Raw genomic sequence first — 18,394 nt, 5'->3', positions numbered from 1 at the left:
GCTGCGCAAGCCAGGCAACGACGTGGCTATCCGGCAGGTGGTGCAACACCACCTGCCGCAAGGAGAACAACATGCAATGGAAAGACATGCAGGGCCTGGTCCCTGCCGCCGGGCAGGACCCGGATTTCGCGCGGTGCCTGGAGGCATTCCCGCAACTGCTGCTGGCGGCGACGACGCCGCAAGACCCCGTGTACCACGCGGAAGGCGACGTCTGGACGCACACCTGCATGGTGGTGCGTGCGCTGCTGGCTGCGCCGGCGTATGCGCAGCTGCGCAGGGCCGACCAGGAAGTCGTGTTCTTCGCCGCGCTGCTGCACGACATCGCCAAGTGCAGCACCACCGTCATCGACGAGGCCACGGGCCGCATCGGGCAGCCCGGGCACTCCAAGAAGGGTGCCATCGACGCCCGCATTGCGCTCTGGGACGCGGGTGCGCCGTTCGCGGTGCGCGAGGCGATCTGCCGGCTCATTGCGGTGCACCAGGTGCCCTTCTATGCGCTGGAGACATCGCGCAAGGGCTGGTCGCCCGAGTTCACCGTGCGCCAGTTGTCCTGGCAGGTGGACTTGCGCCTGCTGGCGCTGCTGGCCGAGGCCGACATGCGCGGCCGCATCTGCCCGGACATGCAGCGCACGCTCGATGCCATCGAGCTGTTCTGCGAACTGGCGCGCGAGGAAAACTGCTTTGGCCTGCCGCGCGCCTTTGCCGATGCGCACACGGCCGTGAGCTACTTTCGCGGCGCCAGCGTGCACCCTGACTACCCGCTCTTCCAAGAGGCAGGCTCGCGCGTGGTCGTGCTGTCGGGCCTGCCCGCGTCGGGCAAGGACACCTGGGTGGCCGCCCACTGCAAAGACTGGCCGGTGGTGTCGTTCGACGACATGCGGGCCCAACTGGGCCTCGCGCACGGCAAGAACGAAGGCCTGGTGGCGCACGGCGCCATCGACAAGGCCAAGGCACTGCTGCGCGAGAAGCGGCCTTTTGTGTGGAACGCCACCCACCTCTCCGATCAGATGCGCTCGAAGTCGCTGGACCTGTGCTTTGCCTACCAGGCCGACGTGGAGCTGGTATACCTGGAGAGGCCCCGTGCGGAGCTGCTGGCGCGCAACCAGCGGCGCGACACCACGCTGTCCAACAAGCGGCTGCTGGAGATGCTGTACCGGTGGGAGGTGCCACTGCCGACCGAGGCCCACCGGGTCCGCTACCCGGACTCGCTTGCGGGTTGAAGACGCCAGGCCGCTGCGTGGCGCAGCACCGCGCCACGGCAGCGAGCCAACACGCTACACCCAGATCCTGTACACCCAGAAAGCCTCTTCCCGGTGGATGCCCTCGTACAGCGCCTGCGGCGCATACCCGGTGATGCGCCGCGTCACGCGGCACAGGTGCGACTGGTCTGAAAACCCCGCCCCTGCGGCCACGTCGGCCCACTTCACCGACTCGCCTGCGGTGTCGGCCGCGATGGTGTTGAAGAACGCCTGCTCCGCCTTGCCGAAGCCGCGCAGCTCGCGCAGCGGCAGCCCGGCCCAGCGCTTGATGCGCCGCTCCAGCTGGCGCAGGCTGCGGCCCGGCGCGGACATGGCGGCGCGCTGCGCCAGGTGCGCGGCCCAGTCGCCGTAGCGTTGCGTGTGCAGCGGTTGCGTGGGGCGGCAGGCCTGCCAGCGGGGCTCCAGAAAGTCTTCCAGGCATTCCAGGCGGGCAGCGTCGTCGGCCTGGCGCTGCACGGCCTCGCACATCGCGATCCACTCCGGCGGCAACAGGGTCTGCGCGTCCACCATGCGGTCGGTCAGCGCCTGCGGCTCCAGGCCGGTGAGCTGGTGCAGCGCATCGGGCATGAACATCACCATCATCGCGTGGGTGGGCCCGGCGCAATGGCTGCTGCTGGGGCGGGTTTGCGGGCCTGCCAGAACCCAGCGGCCGGGGTAGGCCTCGCGCGGGCTGTTCAGGTCGGCCATGGTGTCGGGCCGCTGGGGCACCAAGTGTTCGCTGCGGCCGGCAAACCACCAGCTCAGGCTGCACAGCGGCGTGGCCGGAAAGCGGTTGATGCGGTCCTCGTCGCTGAGCACATGGCCCACCGTGCTGCGCACGATGGTGCCGCGCAGGCAGGCCGCGAGCGTGGGGCGTGCCAGCCAGAGCTGGCCCGAAGGGATCAGCCCGTCGGGCTGGCGTGCGGCAGAGGAAACCAGGGTGGCCATGCGCGGCGAGTGTAGGCCAGTGCGGATGTCGAATTCGTTCAAGACCGCCGCGCGATCGCCCCGCACCATCGGCGGCATGAACCCAACCACGTCCGTCCACACCCCCCTGCCTGGTGCATCTTCGGCCTCTTTGGCGGCTCCAGCGTCCAGCGCGCCCACGTTGAAAGCCGGTGGCCCGCCCCACCGATGGTGGGGCCTGCCCCTGCTGCGTGCCATGCGAGCGGACTATCTGGGCTTCGTGCAGCGCCTGCAGCGCGACCACGGCGATCTGACCCGCATGCGCATCGTCAATGAAGACGCCTGGGACCTGATGTCGCCCGCGCTGGTGCGCGAGGCGATGGTCACCCACGCCGACTCGCTCATCCGCTGGGAGCGTGGCATCGCCGTGTTCGAGCAGGTGTTCGGCCAGAGCGTGCTGGTGACCGAAGGCGACACCTGGCAGCGCCAGCGGCGCATGCTGATGCCGGCCTTCAGCCCCCGGCGCGTGGCGGGCTACGCGCAGCTCATGACCGACGCGGCGCAGACCGCGCTCGACGCGGCCGTGCCCGCAGGCCAGTCCGAGGCCCTGGTGACCATGGACACGCTTTGGACCGATGTGGCCATGGACGTGATCCTGCGCACCCTGTTCAGCGAATCGGCGCAGGCCGATGCGCGCGATGCGGCCTGGGCCACGCAGACCTTGTCGGCCGCCGCGTTCCGCGAAATGTTCATGCCGTTCACGCTGCCCGACTGGCTGCCCCTGCCCGGCAAGGCCGCCAAGCGCCGCGCGCTGAAGGCCCTGCGCGGCCTGGTGCAGCGGCACATCGATGTCCGCCGGCAAGAAAAAGACGCGCCGCAAGGCCCGCCAGCGCCCGAGCGCGCCGACCTGCTGCACATGCTGCTGGCACTGCACGACGAGACCACCGGCGAGCCGCTATCGCCGCAGGAGGTGTTCGACCAGTGCATGGTGAGCTTTCAGGCGGGCCACGAGACCAGCGCCACTGCCCTGCTGTGGTGGAGCCGCCTGCTGGCCGAGCACCCCGAGGCCGCCCGGCGCGCGCAGGCCGAGGTGGACACCGTGCTGCAGGGCGGCACGCCGGGGCCCGAGCACATGGCGCAACTGCCCTGGCTGACCGCCACCCTGAAGGAAGCGCTGCGCCTGTACCCGCCGGTGGCTGCGTTGATGACCCGCCGCACCACCGCGCCCATCACGCTGGGCGGCGTGGCCGTGCCGCGGGGCGCCATGTTGCGCATCACCCCGTGGGTGCTGCACCGGGACGAGCGCTGGTTCGCACAGGCCGACCGGTTCGTGCCCGAGCGGTTTCTGGAGGGGGCCGCATCCATCGAGAAGGGCGCGTGGATTCCCTTCGGCGTGGGTCCGCGCGTGTGCATCGGGCAGCACTTTGCGATGCTGGAGATGACGCTGCTGGCGGCGATGCTGTTACAGCGGTACACGCTGCGGCAGCCCGAGCCGGCGGTGGCGTGTGCGCCCCAGCTGCACGTGACGCTGCGGCCTGATGCGCCGGTGGTGCTGCGGTTGGTGCGGCGGCGTCAGATTGATCTGGCGGGGTGATGTGCGGCCAGCCGTTGCAGCGACGCGCGGGCGCCATGTTCACGGCAGCTCCGCACTCCCCATCCGCGCCATGATCGTGCGGGTGCGCCCGGCCAGGTAGGCCGAGCCTGGCGCTTTTTCAAAGCGCTTGGGGGCCGGCAGCATCACGGCCAGGCGGGCGGCTTCGCCGGCGCTGAGTTTGCTCGCGCTTTTGCGAAAGTAATGCTGCGCGGCCGCCTCGGCGCCGAACACGCCTTCGCCCCATTCCACGCTGTTGAGGTAGATCTCCAGGATGCGCTGCTTGGAGAGCAGTTGCTCCAGCAGCAGCGTGAGCACGAACTCCTGGCCTTTGCGCAGCAGCGTGCGCTCGCCCGACAACAGCAGGTTCTTGGCCAGTTGCTGCGTGATGGTGGAGCCGCCGCGGATCTTGGGCGCGCGCTGCGGGCGGTCTGGCGCGCGGGCCTGGGCTTTGCTCGCCTGCGCTTCGGCCTTGGCATTGCGCTCCCAGGCTTTTTCGATGGCGTTCCAGTCCACGCCGTCGTGGCTGACGAAGCCGTCGTCTTCCGAGGCGATCACGGCGCGCTTGAGGGTGTCGGAGATGCCGGCATACGGCACCCATTGCTGGCGCCAGCGCACGTGGCCGGTGGTGGACAGCTGGGCCCAGGCTTCGGAGCGCTGGAAACTGGTGGATTCCGGGTCGATCACGGTCATGGCCGCGATGCGGACCACGAAGAACAGCTGCAGCGCCACGAACGCGAGCACCACCAGTCCCAGCCAGCGCAGCACGGCTTTCATTGGAGCGTTTTTCTCTGTGTTGGGTGTTGTGGATGGAGGGTCCCGCCCTTGCAAAACCGTGCGGGCTGAGCGGGTCGAAGCTTCGCGCGGCGCTTCGACAGGCTCAGCGTGAACGGTTCAAGGGGAATCATGGCAGTGCCGTGGCTCAAGCGGCCTGCTGCATTTCCTGCAGCACCTGCGCCGAAGGCGGGCGCACACCGCGCCACAGCAGGAACGCCTCGGCCGCCTGCTCCACCAGCATGCCCAGCCCGTCGCGCGGCGTGGCGCCGTGCTGGCGGGCCCAGTCGAGGAACCCCTGCGCGGCGGGGCCGTACATCATGTCGTAGGCCAGGCTGCCGGGGCGCAGCACGCGGGGCGCCACGGGCACGCCCGCGCCGGCCAGGCTGGTGGCCGTGGCGTTGATGATCACATCGAAATCGGCCTCTACCGCTTGCGGGGTGAGCGCCAGCAGCTCTGATTTTTGTAGCGTTGCCAGCGCGCTGTGCGATTGCACCAGCGCCTGGGCTTTTTCCAACGTGCGGTTGGCCACGGTGATGTGCCGCACGCCTGCCAGCAGCAGGGGGCCCAGCACGCCGGCCGCGGCGCCGCCCGCGCCCACCAGCAGCACGTCGCGTCCGGCCAGCGATACGCCGGCGTTGCGGGTGATGTCCGCCACCAGGCCCAGGCCGTCGGTGTTGTCCGCGTAGATGCTGCCGTCCGTGCGGAAGGTGAGGGTGTTGGCCGCACCCGCCAGCTGCACGCGCGCGCTGGATTCGGTGGCCAGGCCCGGCGCGTCGATCTTGAACGGCACGGTGACATTGCAGCCGCGCCCGCCCTGGGCCGCGAACTCGCGCACCCCTTGGGCGAAGCCGTCCATGGGCACCAGGCGGCGCTCGTAGGTGAGCGATTCGCCCGTCAGTTCGGCAAAGCGGGCGTGGATGGCGGGCGAGCGGCTGTGCGCTACCGGGTTGCCCATCACGCAGTACAGATCAGCGGGGAAAGACGAAGAGGTCATGGGAACAACAACAACGGGGGCTGCATGCAGGGGGCGGTGCCGGGCGAGGGCTGCCGCGGAACTGGCTTTGCCAGGCCGCTGGCAGCGTCCCCCCGGGGGGAAGGCGCCGCAGGCGACTCAAGGGGGAGCTACCTCACACTCGTCTCCAGCGTCTGGTCCCGGGTGAACTTGAAGCGCGCCACCATGGCGATCTGGTCGGCTTTCTTGCGCATGTCGGCGTCGAAGGTGCCAAAGGGTCCGGCGGCGCGGGCGATGGCCTCGGCGCGGCGGTCCAGGGTGGCGTTGCCCGAGCTTTGCACGATCTCGGTGTCGAGCACGCGGCCGTCGTGGTTGACGGTGACGATCATGGTGAGCTCGCCGTACAGCTTCTTGCCGCCCTGTTCGGGGAAGTTCTCGGTGCCCTTGTCTTCCACCTTGCGGCGCAGGCCGTCGTAGTAGATGGCGTAGGCCTCCTCGCGCGTGGCGGGGCTGATGTAGCGCTTCTTGGGGCGCGAGTTTTCTTCGTTGATGCGCTTTTCGATCTCGGCCAGCAGCTTGACGAGCTGGCGGCGCTTTTCCTGCTCGGCCACCTGCTCGGCGCTCTGGCTGGGTTTGCGCGGGTCGGGCTCGGGCAGGGTGGCCAGCTGTTTGCGCAACTGGGCCAGCAGTTGGGCCTGCTGCTCCTGCATCGCGTCCATCTTGCGCTGCGCTTCCTCGAAGTCGTCGCCGATGGCGGTGAGGGCCGAGTAGGGCAGGGGGCTGGTGGCCCGGCCCTTCTCGGCATCGCCGCCGCCTGCCAGGTTGGACTGGGCGATCGCCTGGGCCTTGTCCGGGCGCTCGTTCGACTTGGCATTGACCAGGATGACTTCGAGTGGCGTGTCCTGGAACACGCGGTTGAAGCCCTCGGGGTCGATGAAGCGCACCGAGATCAGCGCAGCGTGCACGGCGATGGACACGCCCAGCGCCAGCTGCAGCGTGCTGAAGGTGCGGAGAAAGGCGGGGAGTTTCATCGCCGGCAATTATCAGGGGGTGTTACGGGGCTGTCGGTGGCTGTTGCAGGCGGTCAGGAAGCCGCGGCTGCCGCAGCGGCTTCGGCGGGGGCCTCGTTCACATCCACCGCGATGGCGATCGGGCCGGCCACGGCGTCGTCGTCTTCCTCGGCGTCCTCCACCGGACCGTCGTCGCTGCTATCGGCCGGATCGTCCAGGCGCTCGATCACGGTGCCGTGGATGTCGAGGGTGATCTCGTCCGCCTCGCCCAGCTTGACTTTCAGGCGCGCGCCGCGCGGCAGGTTCTGCGCGCCCAGCACCGGGAAGACCAGCGGAATGTCGTCCGCTCGCACCAAAAAGCTTCCGCCCGGGCCTTCCTTGAAGACGGTGGCGTTCAGCTCGGTGATGCCGTTCTGCTCCACGTACTTGAGCGTCCAGAAGCGCTCCATGCCACCCTGGTAGCCGTTGTAGGCGCTGTAGGCGGCGTCGAAGCTGCTGATGATGGAGAACAGGTCGGCGTCCTTGGGCTTGAAGGGCGCAGCCAGCGCGGCGGTCTTGCCGTGGCGGGCGCAGGCAATGATCTGCCACTGGTTGACCAGGTCGGTGTAGCGGCGCAGGGGCGACGTGGCCCACGAATACGCTTTGACGCCGATGCCCGCGTGCGGCAGCGCCTTGGTCCCCATGCGCACCTTCACACCCGGCGCCATGCTGGCCTGGCTGCGGTAGATGCCGGGCACGCCCAGCTCGGCCATCCAGCTTCCCCAGGTGCTGTTGGCCACGATCATGGCCTCGGCCACGATCAGGTCGAGCGGCGCGCCGCGCTGGCGCACGCTGATCTGCACCTGCTCGTCGCCCGTGGGCTCGGCGCCGTTGTTGCCGACCAGGCGGAAGTTGTAGTCCGGCCGGTTGAAGTTCTCGGGCTTGCCGCGCACGACTTCGCGGCGGGCCTTGAGGTCCTTGGCCAGGCGGTGCAAAAAGGATAGCTGGGGGCGCAGGTCAGACAAGCGCTGCGGGTCGTTTTGATGCTCGAACGCCGGGTTGGCCAGCCATTCTTCCGTCACCACCGCGTCGAGCTGGTCGTGGCGCAGGTTGGCCACCACGTGCACGCGCTCCAGTTTGGTCTCGGAGCTCCTGAACTCCAGCGTGGCTTCGTCGATGGTCACGTACAGCGACACGGCCGGGTTGGCGCGGCCCTCGTCCAGCGTGTAGGTCTGCACCACATCGTCGGGCAGCATGGTGATCTTGTAGCCCGGCATGTACACCGTGGACAGGCGCGCGCGGCCCAACTGGTCGATGGCGCTGCCCGGCTGGATCGCCAGGCCCGGCGCGGCGATGTGGATGCCCAGCACCACGGTGCCCGTGCCCAGGCCCTGCACCGACAGCGCATCGTCGATTTCGGTGGTCTGCGAGTCGTCGATGGAGTACGCCTGCGCGGTGGACAGCGGCAGCTCGTCGGCAATGACGGGCGCCGTGACGGCCGGAAAGCCCGTGCCCTTGGGGAAGTTCTCGAACAGAAAGCGCTTCCAGTGGAACTGGTAGGCCGAGTCGATGGCGCCGGCCTTTTGCAGCAGGTCGAGCGGCGCGGTGTGCGTGGCGCGGCTGGCGTCCACCACGGCCTTGTATTCGGGCGCGTTCTTGTCCGGCTTGAACAAGATCTTGTAGAGCTGGTCGCGGATGGGCTGGGGGCACTCACCGCGCCCGAGCGCTGCGGCCCACTCGTCGATCTGCGCGAGCAGGGCTTTTTTCTTCTCGATGGCGGCCAGCGCCTGCTGCAGGATCTCGGCCGATGCCTTCTTGAACCGGCCCTTGCCCGCGCGGCGGAAGTAGTGCGGTGCGTCGTACAGTCGGAACAGGGCGCCGGCCTGCTGGACCAGGGTGGCGTTCTCGGAGAAGTAGTCCCGCGCCAGGTCGGCAAAGCCGAACTCGTCTTCGGGCGCGAACTCCCAGGCCAGGTCCAGTTCGATGGACTCGGCCACGGCCTGCGCCTGGGCGATGAGTTCCGCCGGGGCGGGTTTTTCGAACTTCAGGAGGATGTTGGCGGCCTTGACCTTGACCCGCTTGCCGGAGTCGAGTTCGACCTGGGCCGATGTATCGGCCTCCGACAGGATACGGCCGGCCATGAATTTGCCGGCTTCTTCAAACAGTGCATGCATGGCGGGGATTGTCCCATGGGTGGCCGTGGGCTACAGAGTGTGCGGGGGCGGTGTAGAAGATGTGGTGTCTGCCCCTATGATGTTCACAACCCAGCGGTGCCGTCCTAGCTGCATCTGTATCGATTTTGAGTAGCCCATGCTTTTTGACGCCATTGCCATTCCACTGTCCATGGTGGCCTTGGCGCTTCCTTTCGTTTTTGGCTACACCGACGCCCCGAATGCCAATTTCTGGCCCCTGATCGCATCTTGGGCTTGCGGGTTGGTCTTGATGATCCTATGGTCGATGCTGCTCGTACGCGCGCAGGTGGGCGTCGCCGCGCGTACACGCGAGCAGTGCGCAGCTTGGGCACGGACGGCTGTTGCCTCGCAAGTAGCGGCTGGTCTTGTGCTGGCAGCAATTTTGGGCGGCACCATCGGATTGGTTCAGTACTTTTCAGGTGACGCTGGACTGTCTCCCTGGATACAGGGCTCCATGCATGGGCAAGCCATAGGTAACCTGCGACAGCGTAACCAACAGGCAACTTTATTAAGTCTTGGTGGTTGGGCATTGCTGTGGCTACTGGCGCAAATCGAAGCAAAGTCCGAAACAAGGTTGTTGGCAGAGCGGCGTGAGATTTTGGAGCAGCAGACGGCAATCCGTGCGCGACAGCGCTGGTGCTCTTTGCTGGCCGGGATGCTCTTGGCCTGGGTGCTGGTGCTGCTGGTTATCGGCAGTGCGGCAACGGCATCGCGTACTGGCGCGTTGCAGTGGCTATTGATTGTGGGCTTGCTAATGATCTGGCGTGCAAGCTCCGGTCGCGCGGCCATCGCACTTTCCATGGCTGGGTTGGTGGTGTATGCAGTGGCGGCTTGGTTGCTGCCACAGTTGCTGCAAGCCTGGACAGGCTTTACTACGGACGGCTTGTTCAACCGCATCCACGGGGATGAGCAGAGCTGCAATAGTCGACGTGTGCTATGGATGAATGTGCTGCACTTGATCGCACAGAAACCATGGCTGGGCTGGGGGTGGGGTGAACTGGACTACGCACATTACGTCACCGTTTATAGCGGCGAGCGATTTTGTCTGCTGCTGGATAACGCCCACAATCTGCCTTTGCATTTAGCCGTTGAGTTGGGGTTGCCGGTAGCTTTCGCGCTCTGCTCATTGGTACTGATCTGGTGCGTGCGCGCACGCCCGTGGCGAGAGACTGACACTGCACGTCAGCTAGCTTGGGGAATATTGGCCATTGTGGGAGTGCACAGCATGCTGGAATTTCCCCTGTGGTATGGGCCTTTCCAGGTCGTTACATTGCTGGCGGCGACACTGTTGCTGTGGCGACGAGCAGTGCCGCGATGGGTTACCGGACCGGCCGCAAGGGCAGTAGCAACAATCGTCTTGCTAGGTGCCTGCGCCCTCGGGGGAATACTCGCTTGGGACTACTACAAGGTCAGCCTGTTATATCGGCCATCGTCCCTTCGCCCACCGCATTTTCGTGAAGACACCATGGCCAAAGTATCTGGCACTCCGTTTTTTTCAGACCAGGTGGATTTTGCGTTGTTATCCGCAACCACTTTGACCCAAGATACTGCACCGCAAGTTCTCATTTTGGCTCGAGAGCTTTTGCATTTTTCCCCAGAACCACGCGTCATTGAGTTATTGATCGAAAGTGCTGCAATGTTGGGTAAGGACGAGGAAGCTGAGTTTCATACAAAGCGCTACCGTCTAGCGTATCCGACCGAGTATCTGCGATGGAAAAGCGCGGGCACACGCATAGGTACTGGCGCGTCTCAGGCATTGCAAAGACCGTAGTTCTCCGATAGAAGTCCTGTCAAACGGAAGGCTGAAAAAGCGCCAGGAACTCCACCACAGCAGGCAGGTATTCCTCGAAATTCACCAGCGCATGCTCGCCGCCCTCTTGCAGCAGCACGCGGGCTTGGGGGTAGCGGGCGACCATCTCGCGCCAGTCCAGCACTTCGTCGCCCTTGGCGATGATGGCCAGCTCACGGCTGGCCGGTGGGTGGCCCGAAGTGTCCAGCGCCTTGAGCTCGTCGATGTATTCGGGCCGGAAGTAAAAACTCTCCGCCGGGTCGTGCCAGCTGGTCTGCTCGCCGATGTAGCGGGCCAGGTCGCGCGCAGGGTGCACGGCAGGGTTGAGCATCACGCTCGGGCACCCCTTGTGGTGTGCCACCCAGCTGGCGTAAAAGCCGCCCAGCGACGAGCCCACCACCCCCATCGCCGCGCCGGGCCACTGGGCAATGCCCTGTGCCACCAGCGCCATGGCCTCGCGCGGCGAGGGCGGCAGCTGCGGGCACCACCAGGTCACGCCCGGATGGTGCCGGGCCACGTGCGCGGCCATCTGGCGGGCCTTGGCCGATTGGGGCGACGAGCGAAAGCCGTGCAGGTACAGAAGGTGGGTGGCGGTGGGGGCGTCGGGGTGCATGGTGGTCATGGCGCAGAAAACGACAAGGCAGGGGAATCACTGCTGCGAAAACGCAGGGACGGGGCATAAGATGCAGGGCATGGGCGCCGTGTCGAAGGGCCCGCAATGATCCCCACCATGACCGATTTTGCCCCGCTTTCCACCGCCAAACGCTGGGCCCTGGGATCCAACAACGACAAGCCGCCTGCGTCGGTGGGCCGGTTCGAACTCAAGAAGATGCTCGGCCGCGGCGCCCAGGCCACCGTCTGGCTGGCGCTGGACCCACGCCTGCAGCGCGAGGTGGCCATCAAGCTCATGCGCCCCGTGCAGGAGCAGGATGCGTCGGTGCTGGAGCAGTGGCTGCGCGAGGCGCGGCATGTGGGGCGCCTGGCGCACCCGTTCATCGTGCCCGTGTTCGAAGCCGACGTGCATGGGAGCCAGCCTTTCATCGTGTTCGAGTACGTGCCGGGCAAGACCCTGGCCGAACACCTGGCCCAGCAGGGGCGCTGCACGCCGCACGACGCGGTGGCGCTGATGGTGGATGTGCTCGATGGCCTGCAGGCCGCGCACCAGGCCGGCATCGTGCACCGGGACTTGAAGCCGTCGAACATCATGATCGACACCCAGCGCCACGCGCGGGTGATGGACTTTGGCATGGCCGCCCCGGTGCAGGCCGAGCCCGATGCGCAGCTGGCCAGCGGAACGCCCGCCTACCTGGCGCCCGAGGCCGCGGCGGGCGCGGCGCCGTCGCCCGCGATGGACGTGTTTTCCGCGGCGCTGGTGCTGGTGGAGATGCTCACCGGCCAGCCGCTGATCCACCAGAAGGACACCTGGCAGGCGCTGTACCGCATCGCCAACGAAACCCTGCAGCTGCCCCAGGACCTGGGCCCGGGCGTGGACGATGGACTGCGGGCCATCCTGCAGCGTGCCATGGCGCGCGCGCCGGGCGAGCGCTACGGCTCGGCCGCGGATTTTCGGGATGCGCTGCGCACCTGGGCGGCACCGGCCAGCGCGTCCAGCGCCGCGAGCAACGCCACGCTCGACTTCCTCCTGCGGCGCATGCGCCACAAGAGCGACTTTCCGGCGCTGTCCGATTCGGTGGCCCGCATCCAGCGCGTGGCCAATTCCGAGGACGACAGCATCAGCGACCTCACGCACGAGATCTTGAAGGACGTGGCGCTGACCAACAAGCTGCTGCGCCTGGTCAACAGCGTGCACTACGCGCACGCGGGGCGCGGCACCATCAGCACCGTGTCGCGGGCGGTGAGCCTGGTGGGCTTCAACGCCGTGCGCAACATGGCGCTCAGCCTGGTGCTGCTGGACCACATGCAGGACAAGACCCATGCCAGCCAGATGCGCGAGGAGTTCCTGCGCGCGATGATGGCCGGCTCGGTGGCCGCCGAGCTCTGCGAGCCCGGCCAGGCGGCGGAAGAGGCCTTCATCGGCGCCATGTTCCAGAACCTGGGCCGCATGCTGTGCGAGTTCTACTTCCCCGAGGAAGCCCGCCAGATCCGCAGCCTGGTGGCTTCCGGCCGCATCGAAGGCGGCGAAGAGTCCGCAGCCTTGCAGGTGCTCGGCCTGGGGCTGGAAGACCTGGGCGTGGGCGTGGCCCGCGTCTGGGCGCTGCCCGACAGCCTGCAGCGCTGCATGCGCAAACCGCTGGGCTCGCCCATGCAGCGCGCGCCCGAGCAGGGCGTGGAGCGCCTGCGCTGGGTGGCCCTGGCGGCCAACGAGGTCGCCAATACGCTGCTGCTGAGCGAGCCGGGCCAGGCAGATGCCCGCCTGGCGCAGGTCGGCACGCGCTATTCGCGCACGCTGGCGCTGCCGGCGCAGGACATTGCCGACGCCACCGTGCGCGCCCGCCACAAGCTGGTGGCGCTGGCCCAGGCACTGGACCTGCGGGTGGACCCCGGCACGCCGGCCGCGCGGCTGCTGAAGCTGCCCCCGGCAGCCGGCGCCGCAGCCAGTGCGGCGGCCGTGCAGGACGATGCGCTGAAGACGCACGAACTGCGCGAGAGCGAAACCCAGCCGCTGCCCGCGGTGCTGGAGTCGCAGGCCCGCAGCGCGGTGTCGGTGGCCCAGATCAACGAGGTGCTGGCCGCCGGCATCCAGGACATCACCAATGCCATGGTGGAGAGCTTTCAGCTCAACGACGTGCTGCGCATGATCCTGGAGACGATGTTCCGGGCGCTCGGGTTTCGCCGCATGGTGTTTTGCCTGCGCGAGGCGCGCACCGACATGCTGACCGGCCGCTTTGGCCTGGGCGAGGGCAGCGAGGCGGCTGTGCGCGCCCTGAAAGTCCCGCTCAAGGTGCCGGGCGACCTGTTCGCGGCGGTGTGCCTGCGGGGGGCGGACACGCTCATCAACGACGCCACCGAGCCTCGCATGCAGGCCCGGCTGCCGGCCTGGTACCGCAGCGGGCTCGATGCCCCCTCGTTCCTGCTGCTGCCCCTGCAGATCAAGGGGCAGACCTTTGCACTCATCTATGCCGACCAGTCCACGCCCGGCGGCATCGTGGTGGACGACAAGGCCCTGGGCCTGCTGCGCACCCTGCGCAACCAGGCGGTGATGGCCTTTAGGCAGGCGGGTTGAGGGGGCTTGGAGCGGCTAGCGAAACTTTGTCTGGCGTCGTTGCCGCGTCTGGTCGTGCTCCTTGTACTGCCCGCGACGCGGCGCTTGGCCAGAACCGCTTCGCCGGGTTTTGTTATCCGCTCTCCATGCCGCTGCGGCCGCTGCAACCGGTGGGGTCGCCGATAATCGGGGGATGTCCGCCGTTTTTGACAAACCCACGCTCGCGCAGCGTTTCATGCCTCTGTTCCGTGGGTTCGACCTGCCACTGCTGCTGGTGGTGATGCTGCTGTCCTGCGCGGGGCTCGTGGCCATGTATTCCTCAGGCTTCGACCATGGCACGCGCTTCATCGACCATGGCCGCAACATGCTGATCGCGGGCGCCATCCTGTTCATGGTGGCCCAGGTGCCCCCGCAAAAGCTCATGGCATTTGCTGTGCCGCTGTATGCCGCCGGGGTGGCGCTGCTGGTGGCGGTGGCGCTGTTCGGCATCACCAAGAAGGGCGCCCAGCGCTGGGTCAATGTGGGCATCGTCATCCAGCCCAGCGAAATCCTCAAGATCGCCATGCCGCTGATGCTGGCCTGGTGGTTCCAGAAGCGCGAAGGCACGCTGCGCCCGCTCGACTTTGCGGCGGCAGGGCTGCTGCTGGTCATTCCGGTGGGGCTCATCATGAAGCAGCCCGACCTGGGCACCTCGCTGCTGGTGCTGGCCGCGGGGCTGTCGGTGATCTTTTTTGCGGGGCTGTCGTGGAAGCTGGTCCTGCCCCCCGTGCTCATCGCGGGGGTGGGCATCTTCACGCTGGTGCTGCTGGGCGACCAGCTGTGCGCCGACGGCGTGCGCTGGGTGGTGCTGCACGACTACCAGCAGCAGCGCATCTGCACCTTGCTCGATCCCACGCGCGACCCGCTGGGCAAGGGCTTTCACATCATCCAGGGCATGATCGCCATCGGCTCGGGCGGGGTGTGGGGCAAGGGCTTCATGGCCGGCACGCAGACGCACCTGGAGTTCATCCCCGAGCGCACCACCGACTTCATCTTCGCGGCGTTCTCCGAAGAGTTCGGCCTGGCGGGCAACCTGTTCCTGAACGTGTGCTTCCTGCTGCTGGTCTGGCGCGGCCTGGCCATCGCCGTGGGCGCCACCAGCCTGTTCGGGCGCCTGATGGCGGGCGCGGTGTCGATGATCTTCTTCACCTACGCGTTCGTGAACATGGGCATGGTCAGCGGCATCCTGCCCGTGGTGGGCGTGCCGCTGCCTTTCATCAGCTACGGCGGCACCGCCATGGTCACCCTGGGCATGGCCCTGGGCATCCTGATGTCGGTGGCGCGGGCGCAGCGGCAGGACCCGAAGGATGCGCGGCCGGCGCTGCTGGGGGCGTCTGGTTAGGGATCCTCTGCACGCATCGAGCTGCCAAGTGTGCACTGCGGATCGGGAAGGAGTGCAAGGCGCAAAACGCAGCCATAGCCGTAGCTATTGCGAGTAATGGCAACGCCGCAGGCCGCCCGAGACCGCAGATGCACACGGCGCGATGATTCGTGCAGAGGGTGCTTAGGTCCCCGCAGCGGCTGGTAAGCCGTATGGACGGCGCCAGTGCCCAGGATGACCGGGGCGGCTAGACGGTCCAATGCCAAAAATTCCTTTCAGCGCGATTCAGTCTTGGGGCCTTGGCCTTGCACAACACCCGTTCCCGGTACAAGGCCCTGCCCATCCGCACCGGCGGACAAGGTGCCACCCGTGTGACTAGGTGGCACTGCCAATCGCCCGGCGCGGTTCAGTTCACCAGGGGCGACCCACCACGAAGCGCACCGGTTGCCGCACGGTCTTCATGCCGTCGTACAGCTCCGCCTGCAGCTCCCCCTTGGCCAGCGGTGCATCGAACTTCCATGTCTGGCTGTAGTCCGCGTTCGTGCGCTGCCAACCGCCACGCTCGGCCTTAATCATCTGCCCGGACGGCAGCTTGAGAGACAGTGTCTTGATCCGCAGGAGCGTGTCGTTGCCCTGGAAGTGCACGCTGGTGCCATCCACCTTGAACTGCAGGATGTCGACGCTGCCCAGCTTGAGCGGACCAAGGCGTTGGGGGTCCAGCGCCTGGGCGGCCTTGCTGGTGCCGTTGGCCACGCTCAAGGGCAGTGTGCCCTCGAAGATCAGGCCGCTCACCGGTTTGTCGGGCAAGCGGTTGATGACCAGGTTGAAGCTGCGCGTGCGGCCATCCGCAGAGAACTTTGCGAACCCGCTCATCTCGGCATTGCCAAACGCCTGGCTGCTCTTGTCGGGAAAGACTGCGGTCACGTTCACATCGCCCTTGTCAGGGAAGCCGCCCGACGCTTCGACGAATTGGAGGGTGCGGCTCGTGGCGACGGCGTTGATCTCCACCTTTTCTTGCGATGGGGATGCGCCAAACGCCGTGAGGTTCTTGTCACGGCCCGGCGGGGCTTCGATGAAGGTGACGCCCGTCACTTTCAGATCAACGTCTTCGCGGGCATGCAGGACAGGGCTGAAGGCGGCAAAGGCTGCCATCAGGGGGAGGGCAAAGGCTGGAAGGTGGCGCATCGGTAGGGGTGCTGTGGGGGAGAAAGGAAATCCTGTCGGGGCGAGAATTTTCTCTCACAGTTCGATGGTTCGGGAGGGCTGGTTCGGCTCCTGGCAACCGGCAGTCGTCGCGCAAGGGTTGGCGGCAAGGCGCAACGGCTGCGGGCCATGGGGGAGCCCGCGCAGTGCGGGATGCGCGCGTGCGCCTGGCTGCCTAGCAGTACATCCCGACCCGACCAGGGGTCTCTGCCCCGGCGTTGCATGTGCTGCGGCAAGCGGGTACAACGCGGCTGGCGGTCCCAGCATTTCTTGGCCTGTGCAACCGGAGGGCATCCCCATGGCGGCGAAGTTCGAGCTGAAGAAGTCGAAGAACGACAAATTTGTGTTCAACCTGCTGGCCACCAACGGCCAGGTCATCCTGACCAGCGAGATGTACGAGTCCCGTGCCAGTGCGCTCAATGGCATCGAGTCCGTGCGCAAGCACGCGCCGCAGGGCGGCCGGTTCGGGCGCCTGAGCGCCAAGGACGGATCGCCTTATTTCACCCTCAAGGCCGGCAACGGACAGGTCATCGGCCAAAGCCAGATGTACGCCGGGGCCAAGGCACGGGATGCGGGCATCGAGTCCGTGCAGGCCCATGCGCCCGAGGCGGGTGTGGACGACCAGACGGCCGCCTGACGGCAGTTTTGCGCAGGCGTCTTGCCGGGTCCGCGCAGGGGCTTGTGCGGCGGTGCCGTGCAGTGCGGGGCGGCGCGCCTAAAATGCCCTGATGACTCTCCGCACCTCCACTGCCGCCCCCCAGCGCGCGGCGACCAGCCAGCGCATCGATGTTGCCCGCGAACTGCTGCTGACGCCGTTCGGTCTCGACGAAAGCCACCTCGCCCGTGCCCTGGCCGAGATCCGCACCCACCAGGTGGACGATGCGGACCTGTACTTCCAGTACACGCGCAGCGAAGGCTGGAGCCTGGAGGAGGGCATCGTCAAGACCGGCTCGTTCAGCATCGACCAGGGCGTGGGCGTGCGGGCGGTCAGCGGGGAGAAGACCGCTTTTGCGTATTCGGACGACATTTCCGAGGCGTCGCTGCTGGATGCCGCGCGCACTGTGCGGTCGATTTCGACTGCATCGCGCTCTGGTAAAGCGCGGGTAGCTCCTAAAAAGGTAGCGGCAGGCCGCAGCCTGTATCCGGGCGTGGACCCGATCGCCTCGCTCGACAGCACCGCCAAGGTGGCGCTGCTGGAGCGGCTGGAGCAGCGCGCCCGCGCCAAGGACCCGCGCGTGGCCCAGGTCATGGCGGGCCTGGCCAGCGAGTACGACGTGGTGCTGGTGGCCCGTGCCGATGGCACCCTGGCGGCCGATGTGCGTCCGCTGGTGCGGCTGTCGGTGACGGTGATCGCCGAGCAGAACGGCCGGCGCGAGGTGGGTTCGGCCGGCGGCGGCGGGCGCTTCGGCCTGGCGTATTTCGACGACGCGCAGATGAACCAGTACGTGGACGAGGCCGTCAACGCGGCGCTGGTGAACCTGGAATCCCGCCCCGCACCGGCTGGCGAGATGACCGTGGTGCTCGGCTCCGGCTGGCCCGGCATCCTGCTGCACGAAGCCATCGGCCACGGGCTGGAAGGCGACTTCAACCGCAAGGGCTCCAGCGCGTTCAGCGGCCGCGTGGGCCAGCGCGTGGCGGCCAAGGGCGTCACCGTGCTGGACGACGGCACCATCGCCGACCGCCGCGGCTCGCTCAACGTGGACGACGAAGGCAACGCCAGCCAGCGCAACGTGCTGATCGAGGACGGCATCCTCAAGGGCTACATCCAGGATTCGCTCAACGCCCGCCTGATGGGCGTGGCGCCCACCGGCAACGGCCGCCGCGAAAGCTATGCGCACATCCCCATGCCGCGCATGACCAACACCTACATGCTCGGTGGCGACAAGGACCCGCAGGAGATCGTGGCCAGCATCAAGAAGGGCCTGTACGCCACCAACTTCGGCGGCGGCCAGGTGGACATCACCTCGGGCAAGTTCGTGTTCTCGGCCAGCGAGGCCTACTGGGTCGAAAACGGCAAGATCCTGTACCCCGTGAAGGGCGCGACCATCATCGGCAGCGGCCCCGAGTCGCTCAAGAAGGTGACCATGATCGGCAACGACATGCGCCTGGACAGCGGCGTGGGCACCTGCGGCAAGGAAGGCCAGAGCGTGCCGGTGGGGGTGGGCCAGCCCACGCTTCGCCTGGAAGGTCTGACGGTGGGCGGCACGGCCTGATCTGTTCGCGGTTGCCGCTCA

The 18,394-nt window shown here is 67.2% G+C and carries 14 protein-coding genes; 7 read left to right on the top strand and 7 right to left on the bottom strand.

Going from position 1 to position 18,394, the window contains the following annotated elements; all coding sequences use genetic code 11:
- The first annotated feature begins 71 nt into the window (after window positions 1-71).
- Window positions 72-1,220 (top strand): AAA family ATPase, encoded by a 1,149-nt coding sequence (locus ACSQ3D_RS11635; RefSeq protein WP_436126988.1) that lies wholly within the window; start codon window positions 72-74, stop codon window positions 1,218-1,220.
- Between the two features lie 54 nt (window positions 1,221-1,274).
- Here the strand turns inward: ACSQ3D_RS11635 and ACSQ3D_RS11630 are convergent, their stop codons facing one another.
- Window positions 1,275-2,186 carry an AraC family transcriptional regulator gene (locus tag ACSQ3D_RS11630; RefSeq protein ID WP_436126987.1) on the bottom strand — a complete coding sequence of 304 codons (912 nt, stop codon included), beginning with the start codon at window positions 2,184-2,186 and terminating at the stop codon, window positions 1,275-1,277.
- Between the two features lie 25 nt (window positions 2,187-2,211).
- Here ACSQ3D_RS11630 and ACSQ3D_RS11625 point away from each other — a divergent pair, with 25 nt between their 5' ends.
- Window positions 2,212-3,738 (top strand): cytochrome P450, encoded by a 1,527-nt coding sequence (locus tag ACSQ3D_RS11625; RefSeq protein ID WP_436126986.1) that lies wholly within the window; start codon window positions 2,212-2,214, stop codon window positions 3,736-3,738.
- A gap of 39 nt (window positions 3,739-3,777) precedes the next feature.
- Here the strand turns inward: ACSQ3D_RS11625 and mtgA are convergent, their stop codons facing one another.
- From mtgA to ACSQ3D_RS11605, 4 genes are all read right to left on the bottom strand, one after another.
- Window positions 3,778-4,512, bottom strand: coding sequence for a monofunctional biosynthetic peptidoglycan transglycosylase (mtgA, locus tag ACSQ3D_RS11620; protein ID WP_436126985.1), 735 nt, complete (start codon window positions 4,510-4,512; stop codon window positions 3,778-3,780).
- A gap of 145 nt (window positions 4,513-4,657) precedes the next feature.
- Window positions 4,658-5,506: a shikimate dehydrogenase gene (aroE, locus tag ACSQ3D_RS11615; RefSeq protein ID WP_436126984.1), complete on the bottom strand. Its 849-nt coding sequence runs from the start codon at window positions 5,504-5,506 to the stop codon at window positions 4,658-4,660.
- A gap of 128 nt (window positions 5,507-5,634) precedes the next feature.
- Entirely contained in the window at window positions 5,635-6,495 is an 861-nt protein-coding gene (locus ACSQ3D_RS11610; RefSeq protein ID WP_056167361.1) for a TonB family protein, read from the bottom strand.
- Window positions 6,496-6,548: 53 nt separating this feature from the next.
- Window positions 6,549-8,627, bottom strand: a complete 2,079-nt coding sequence (locus ACSQ3D_RS11605; protein WP_436126983.1) for a ribonuclease catalytic domain-containing protein — start codon at window positions 8,625-8,627, stop codon at window positions 6,549-6,551.
- Window positions 8,628-8,763: 136 nt separating this feature from the next.
- On the opposite strand from ACSQ3D_RS11605, the gene ACSQ3D_RS11600 reads away from it, so the two are divergent.
- A complete protein-coding gene (locus ACSQ3D_RS11600; protein ID WP_436126982.1) occupies window positions 8,764-10,416 on the top strand; it encodes a PglL family O-oligosaccharyltransferase in 1,653 nt (550 codons plus the stop codon).
- Window positions 10,417-10,435: 19 nt separating this feature from the next.
- On the opposite strand, the gene ACSQ3D_RS11595 is transcribed toward ACSQ3D_RS11600, so the two are convergent.
- Complete coding sequence (locus ACSQ3D_RS11595; protein WP_436126981.1) at window positions 10,436-11,056, bottom strand: YqiA/YcfP family alpha/beta fold hydrolase; 621 nt, start codon at window positions 11,054-11,056, stop codon at window positions 10,436-10,438.
- Between the two features lie 108 nt (window positions 11,057-11,164).
- Between ACSQ3D_RS11595 and ACSQ3D_RS11590 the strand changes: the two genes are divergently transcribed.
- Window positions 11,165-13,618, top strand: a complete 2,454-nt coding sequence (locus ACSQ3D_RS11590) for a protein kinase domain-containing protein (RefSeq protein WP_436126980.1) — start codon at window positions 11,165-11,167, stop codon at window positions 13,616-13,618.
- A 172-nt stretch (window positions 13,619-13,790) separates the two neighbouring features.
- Window positions 13,791-14,978, top strand: coding sequence for a rod shape-determining protein RodA (gene rodA, locus ACSQ3D_RS11585; RefSeq protein ID WP_436126979.1), 1,188 nt, complete (start codon window positions 13,791-13,793; stop codon window positions 14,976-14,978).
- Between the two features lie 390 nt (window positions 14,979-15,368).
- On the opposite strand, the gene ACSQ3D_RS11580 is transcribed toward rodA, so the two are convergent.
- Complete coding sequence (locus ACSQ3D_RS11580; RefSeq protein WP_436126978.1) at window positions 15,369-16,109, bottom strand: hypothetical protein; 741 nt, start codon at window positions 16,107-16,109, stop codon at window positions 15,369-15,371.
- 349 nt (window positions 16,110-16,458) lie between these two features.
- Between ACSQ3D_RS11580 and ACSQ3D_RS11575 the strand changes: the two genes are divergently transcribed.
- Window positions 16,459-16,797, top strand: a complete 339-nt coding sequence (locus tag ACSQ3D_RS11575) for a YegP family protein (RefSeq protein ID WP_056167380.1) — start codon at window positions 16,459-16,461, stop codon at window positions 16,795-16,797.
- Window positions 16,798-16,888: 91 nt separating this feature from the next.
- Window positions 16,889-18,373 (top strand): metalloprotease TldD, encoded by a 1,485-nt coding sequence (tldD, locus tag ACSQ3D_RS11570; RefSeq protein ID WP_396503199.1) that lies wholly within the window; start codon window positions 16,889-16,891, stop codon window positions 18,371-18,373.
- Window positions 18,374-18,394 lie beyond the last annotated feature (21 nt).

It is taken from the genome of Acidovorax sp. LjRoot117, assembly GCF_964252695.1.
Classification (GTDB): domain Bacteria; phylum Pseudomonadota; class Gammaproteobacteria; order Burkholderiales; family Burkholderiaceae_C; genus Acidovorax.
The sequence above is the reverse complement of the archived record's forward strand: the minus strand, read 5'-3'. Positions and strand labels throughout refer to the sequence as shown.

What these genes read in the sequence shown, in the direction of transcription:
- ACSQ3D_RS11635 (WP_436126988.1), top strand. Translation starts at nt 72, where the DNA reads ATGCAATGGAAAGACATGCAGGGCCTGGTCCCTGCCGCCGGGCAGGAC.
- ACSQ3D_RS11630 (WP_436126987.1), bottom strand. Translation starts at nt 2,186, where the DNA reads ATGGCCACCCTGGTTTCCTCTGCCGCACGCCAGCCCGACGGGCTGATC.
- ACSQ3D_RS11625 (WP_436126986.1), top strand. Translation starts at nt 2,212, where the DNA reads ATGTCGAATTCGTTCAAGACCGCCGCGCGATCGCCCCGCACCATCGGC.
- mtgA (WP_436126985.1), bottom strand. Translation starts at nt 4,512, where the DNA reads ATGAAAGCCGTGCTGCGCTGGCTGGGACTGGTGGTGCTCGCGTTCGTG.
- aroE (WP_436126984.1), bottom strand. Translation starts at nt 5,506, where the DNA reads ATGACCTCTTCGTCTTTCCCCGCTGATCTGTACTGCGTGATGGGCAAC.
- ACSQ3D_RS11610 (WP_056167361.1), bottom strand. Translation starts at nt 6,495, where the DNA reads ATGAAACTCCCCGCCTTTCTCCGCACCTTCAGCACGCTGCAGCTGGCG.
- ACSQ3D_RS11605 (WP_436126983.1), bottom strand. Translation starts at nt 8,627, where the DNA reads ATGCATGCACTGTTTGAAGAAGCCGGCAAATTCATGGCCGGCCGTATC.
- ACSQ3D_RS11600 (WP_436126982.1), top strand. Translation starts at nt 8,764, where the DNA reads ATGCTTTTTGACGCCATTGCCATTCCACTGTCCATGGTGGCCTTGGCG.
- ACSQ3D_RS11595 (WP_436126981.1), bottom strand. Translation starts at nt 11,056, where the DNA reads ATGACCACCATGCACCCCGACGCCCCCACCGCCACCCACCTTCTGTAC.
- ACSQ3D_RS11590 (WP_436126980.1), top strand. Translation starts at nt 11,165, where the DNA reads ATGACCGATTTTGCCCCGCTTTCCACCGCCAAACGCTGGGCCCTGGGA.
- rodA (WP_436126979.1), top strand. Translation starts at nt 13,791, where the DNA reads ATGTCCGCCGTTTTTGACAAACCCACGCTCGCGCAGCGTTTCATGCCT.
- ACSQ3D_RS11580 (WP_436126978.1), bottom strand. Translation starts at nt 16,109, where the DNA reads ATGGCAGCCTTTGCCGCCTTCAGCCCTGTCCTGCATGCCCGCGAAGAC.
- ACSQ3D_RS11575 (WP_056167380.1), top strand. Translation starts at nt 16,459, where the DNA reads ATGGCGGCGAAGTTCGAGCTGAAGAAGTCGAAGAACGACAAATTTGTG.
- tldD (WP_396503199.1), top strand. Translation starts at nt 16,889, where the DNA reads ATGACTCTCCGCACCTCCACTGCCGCCCCCCAGCGCGCGGCGACCAGC.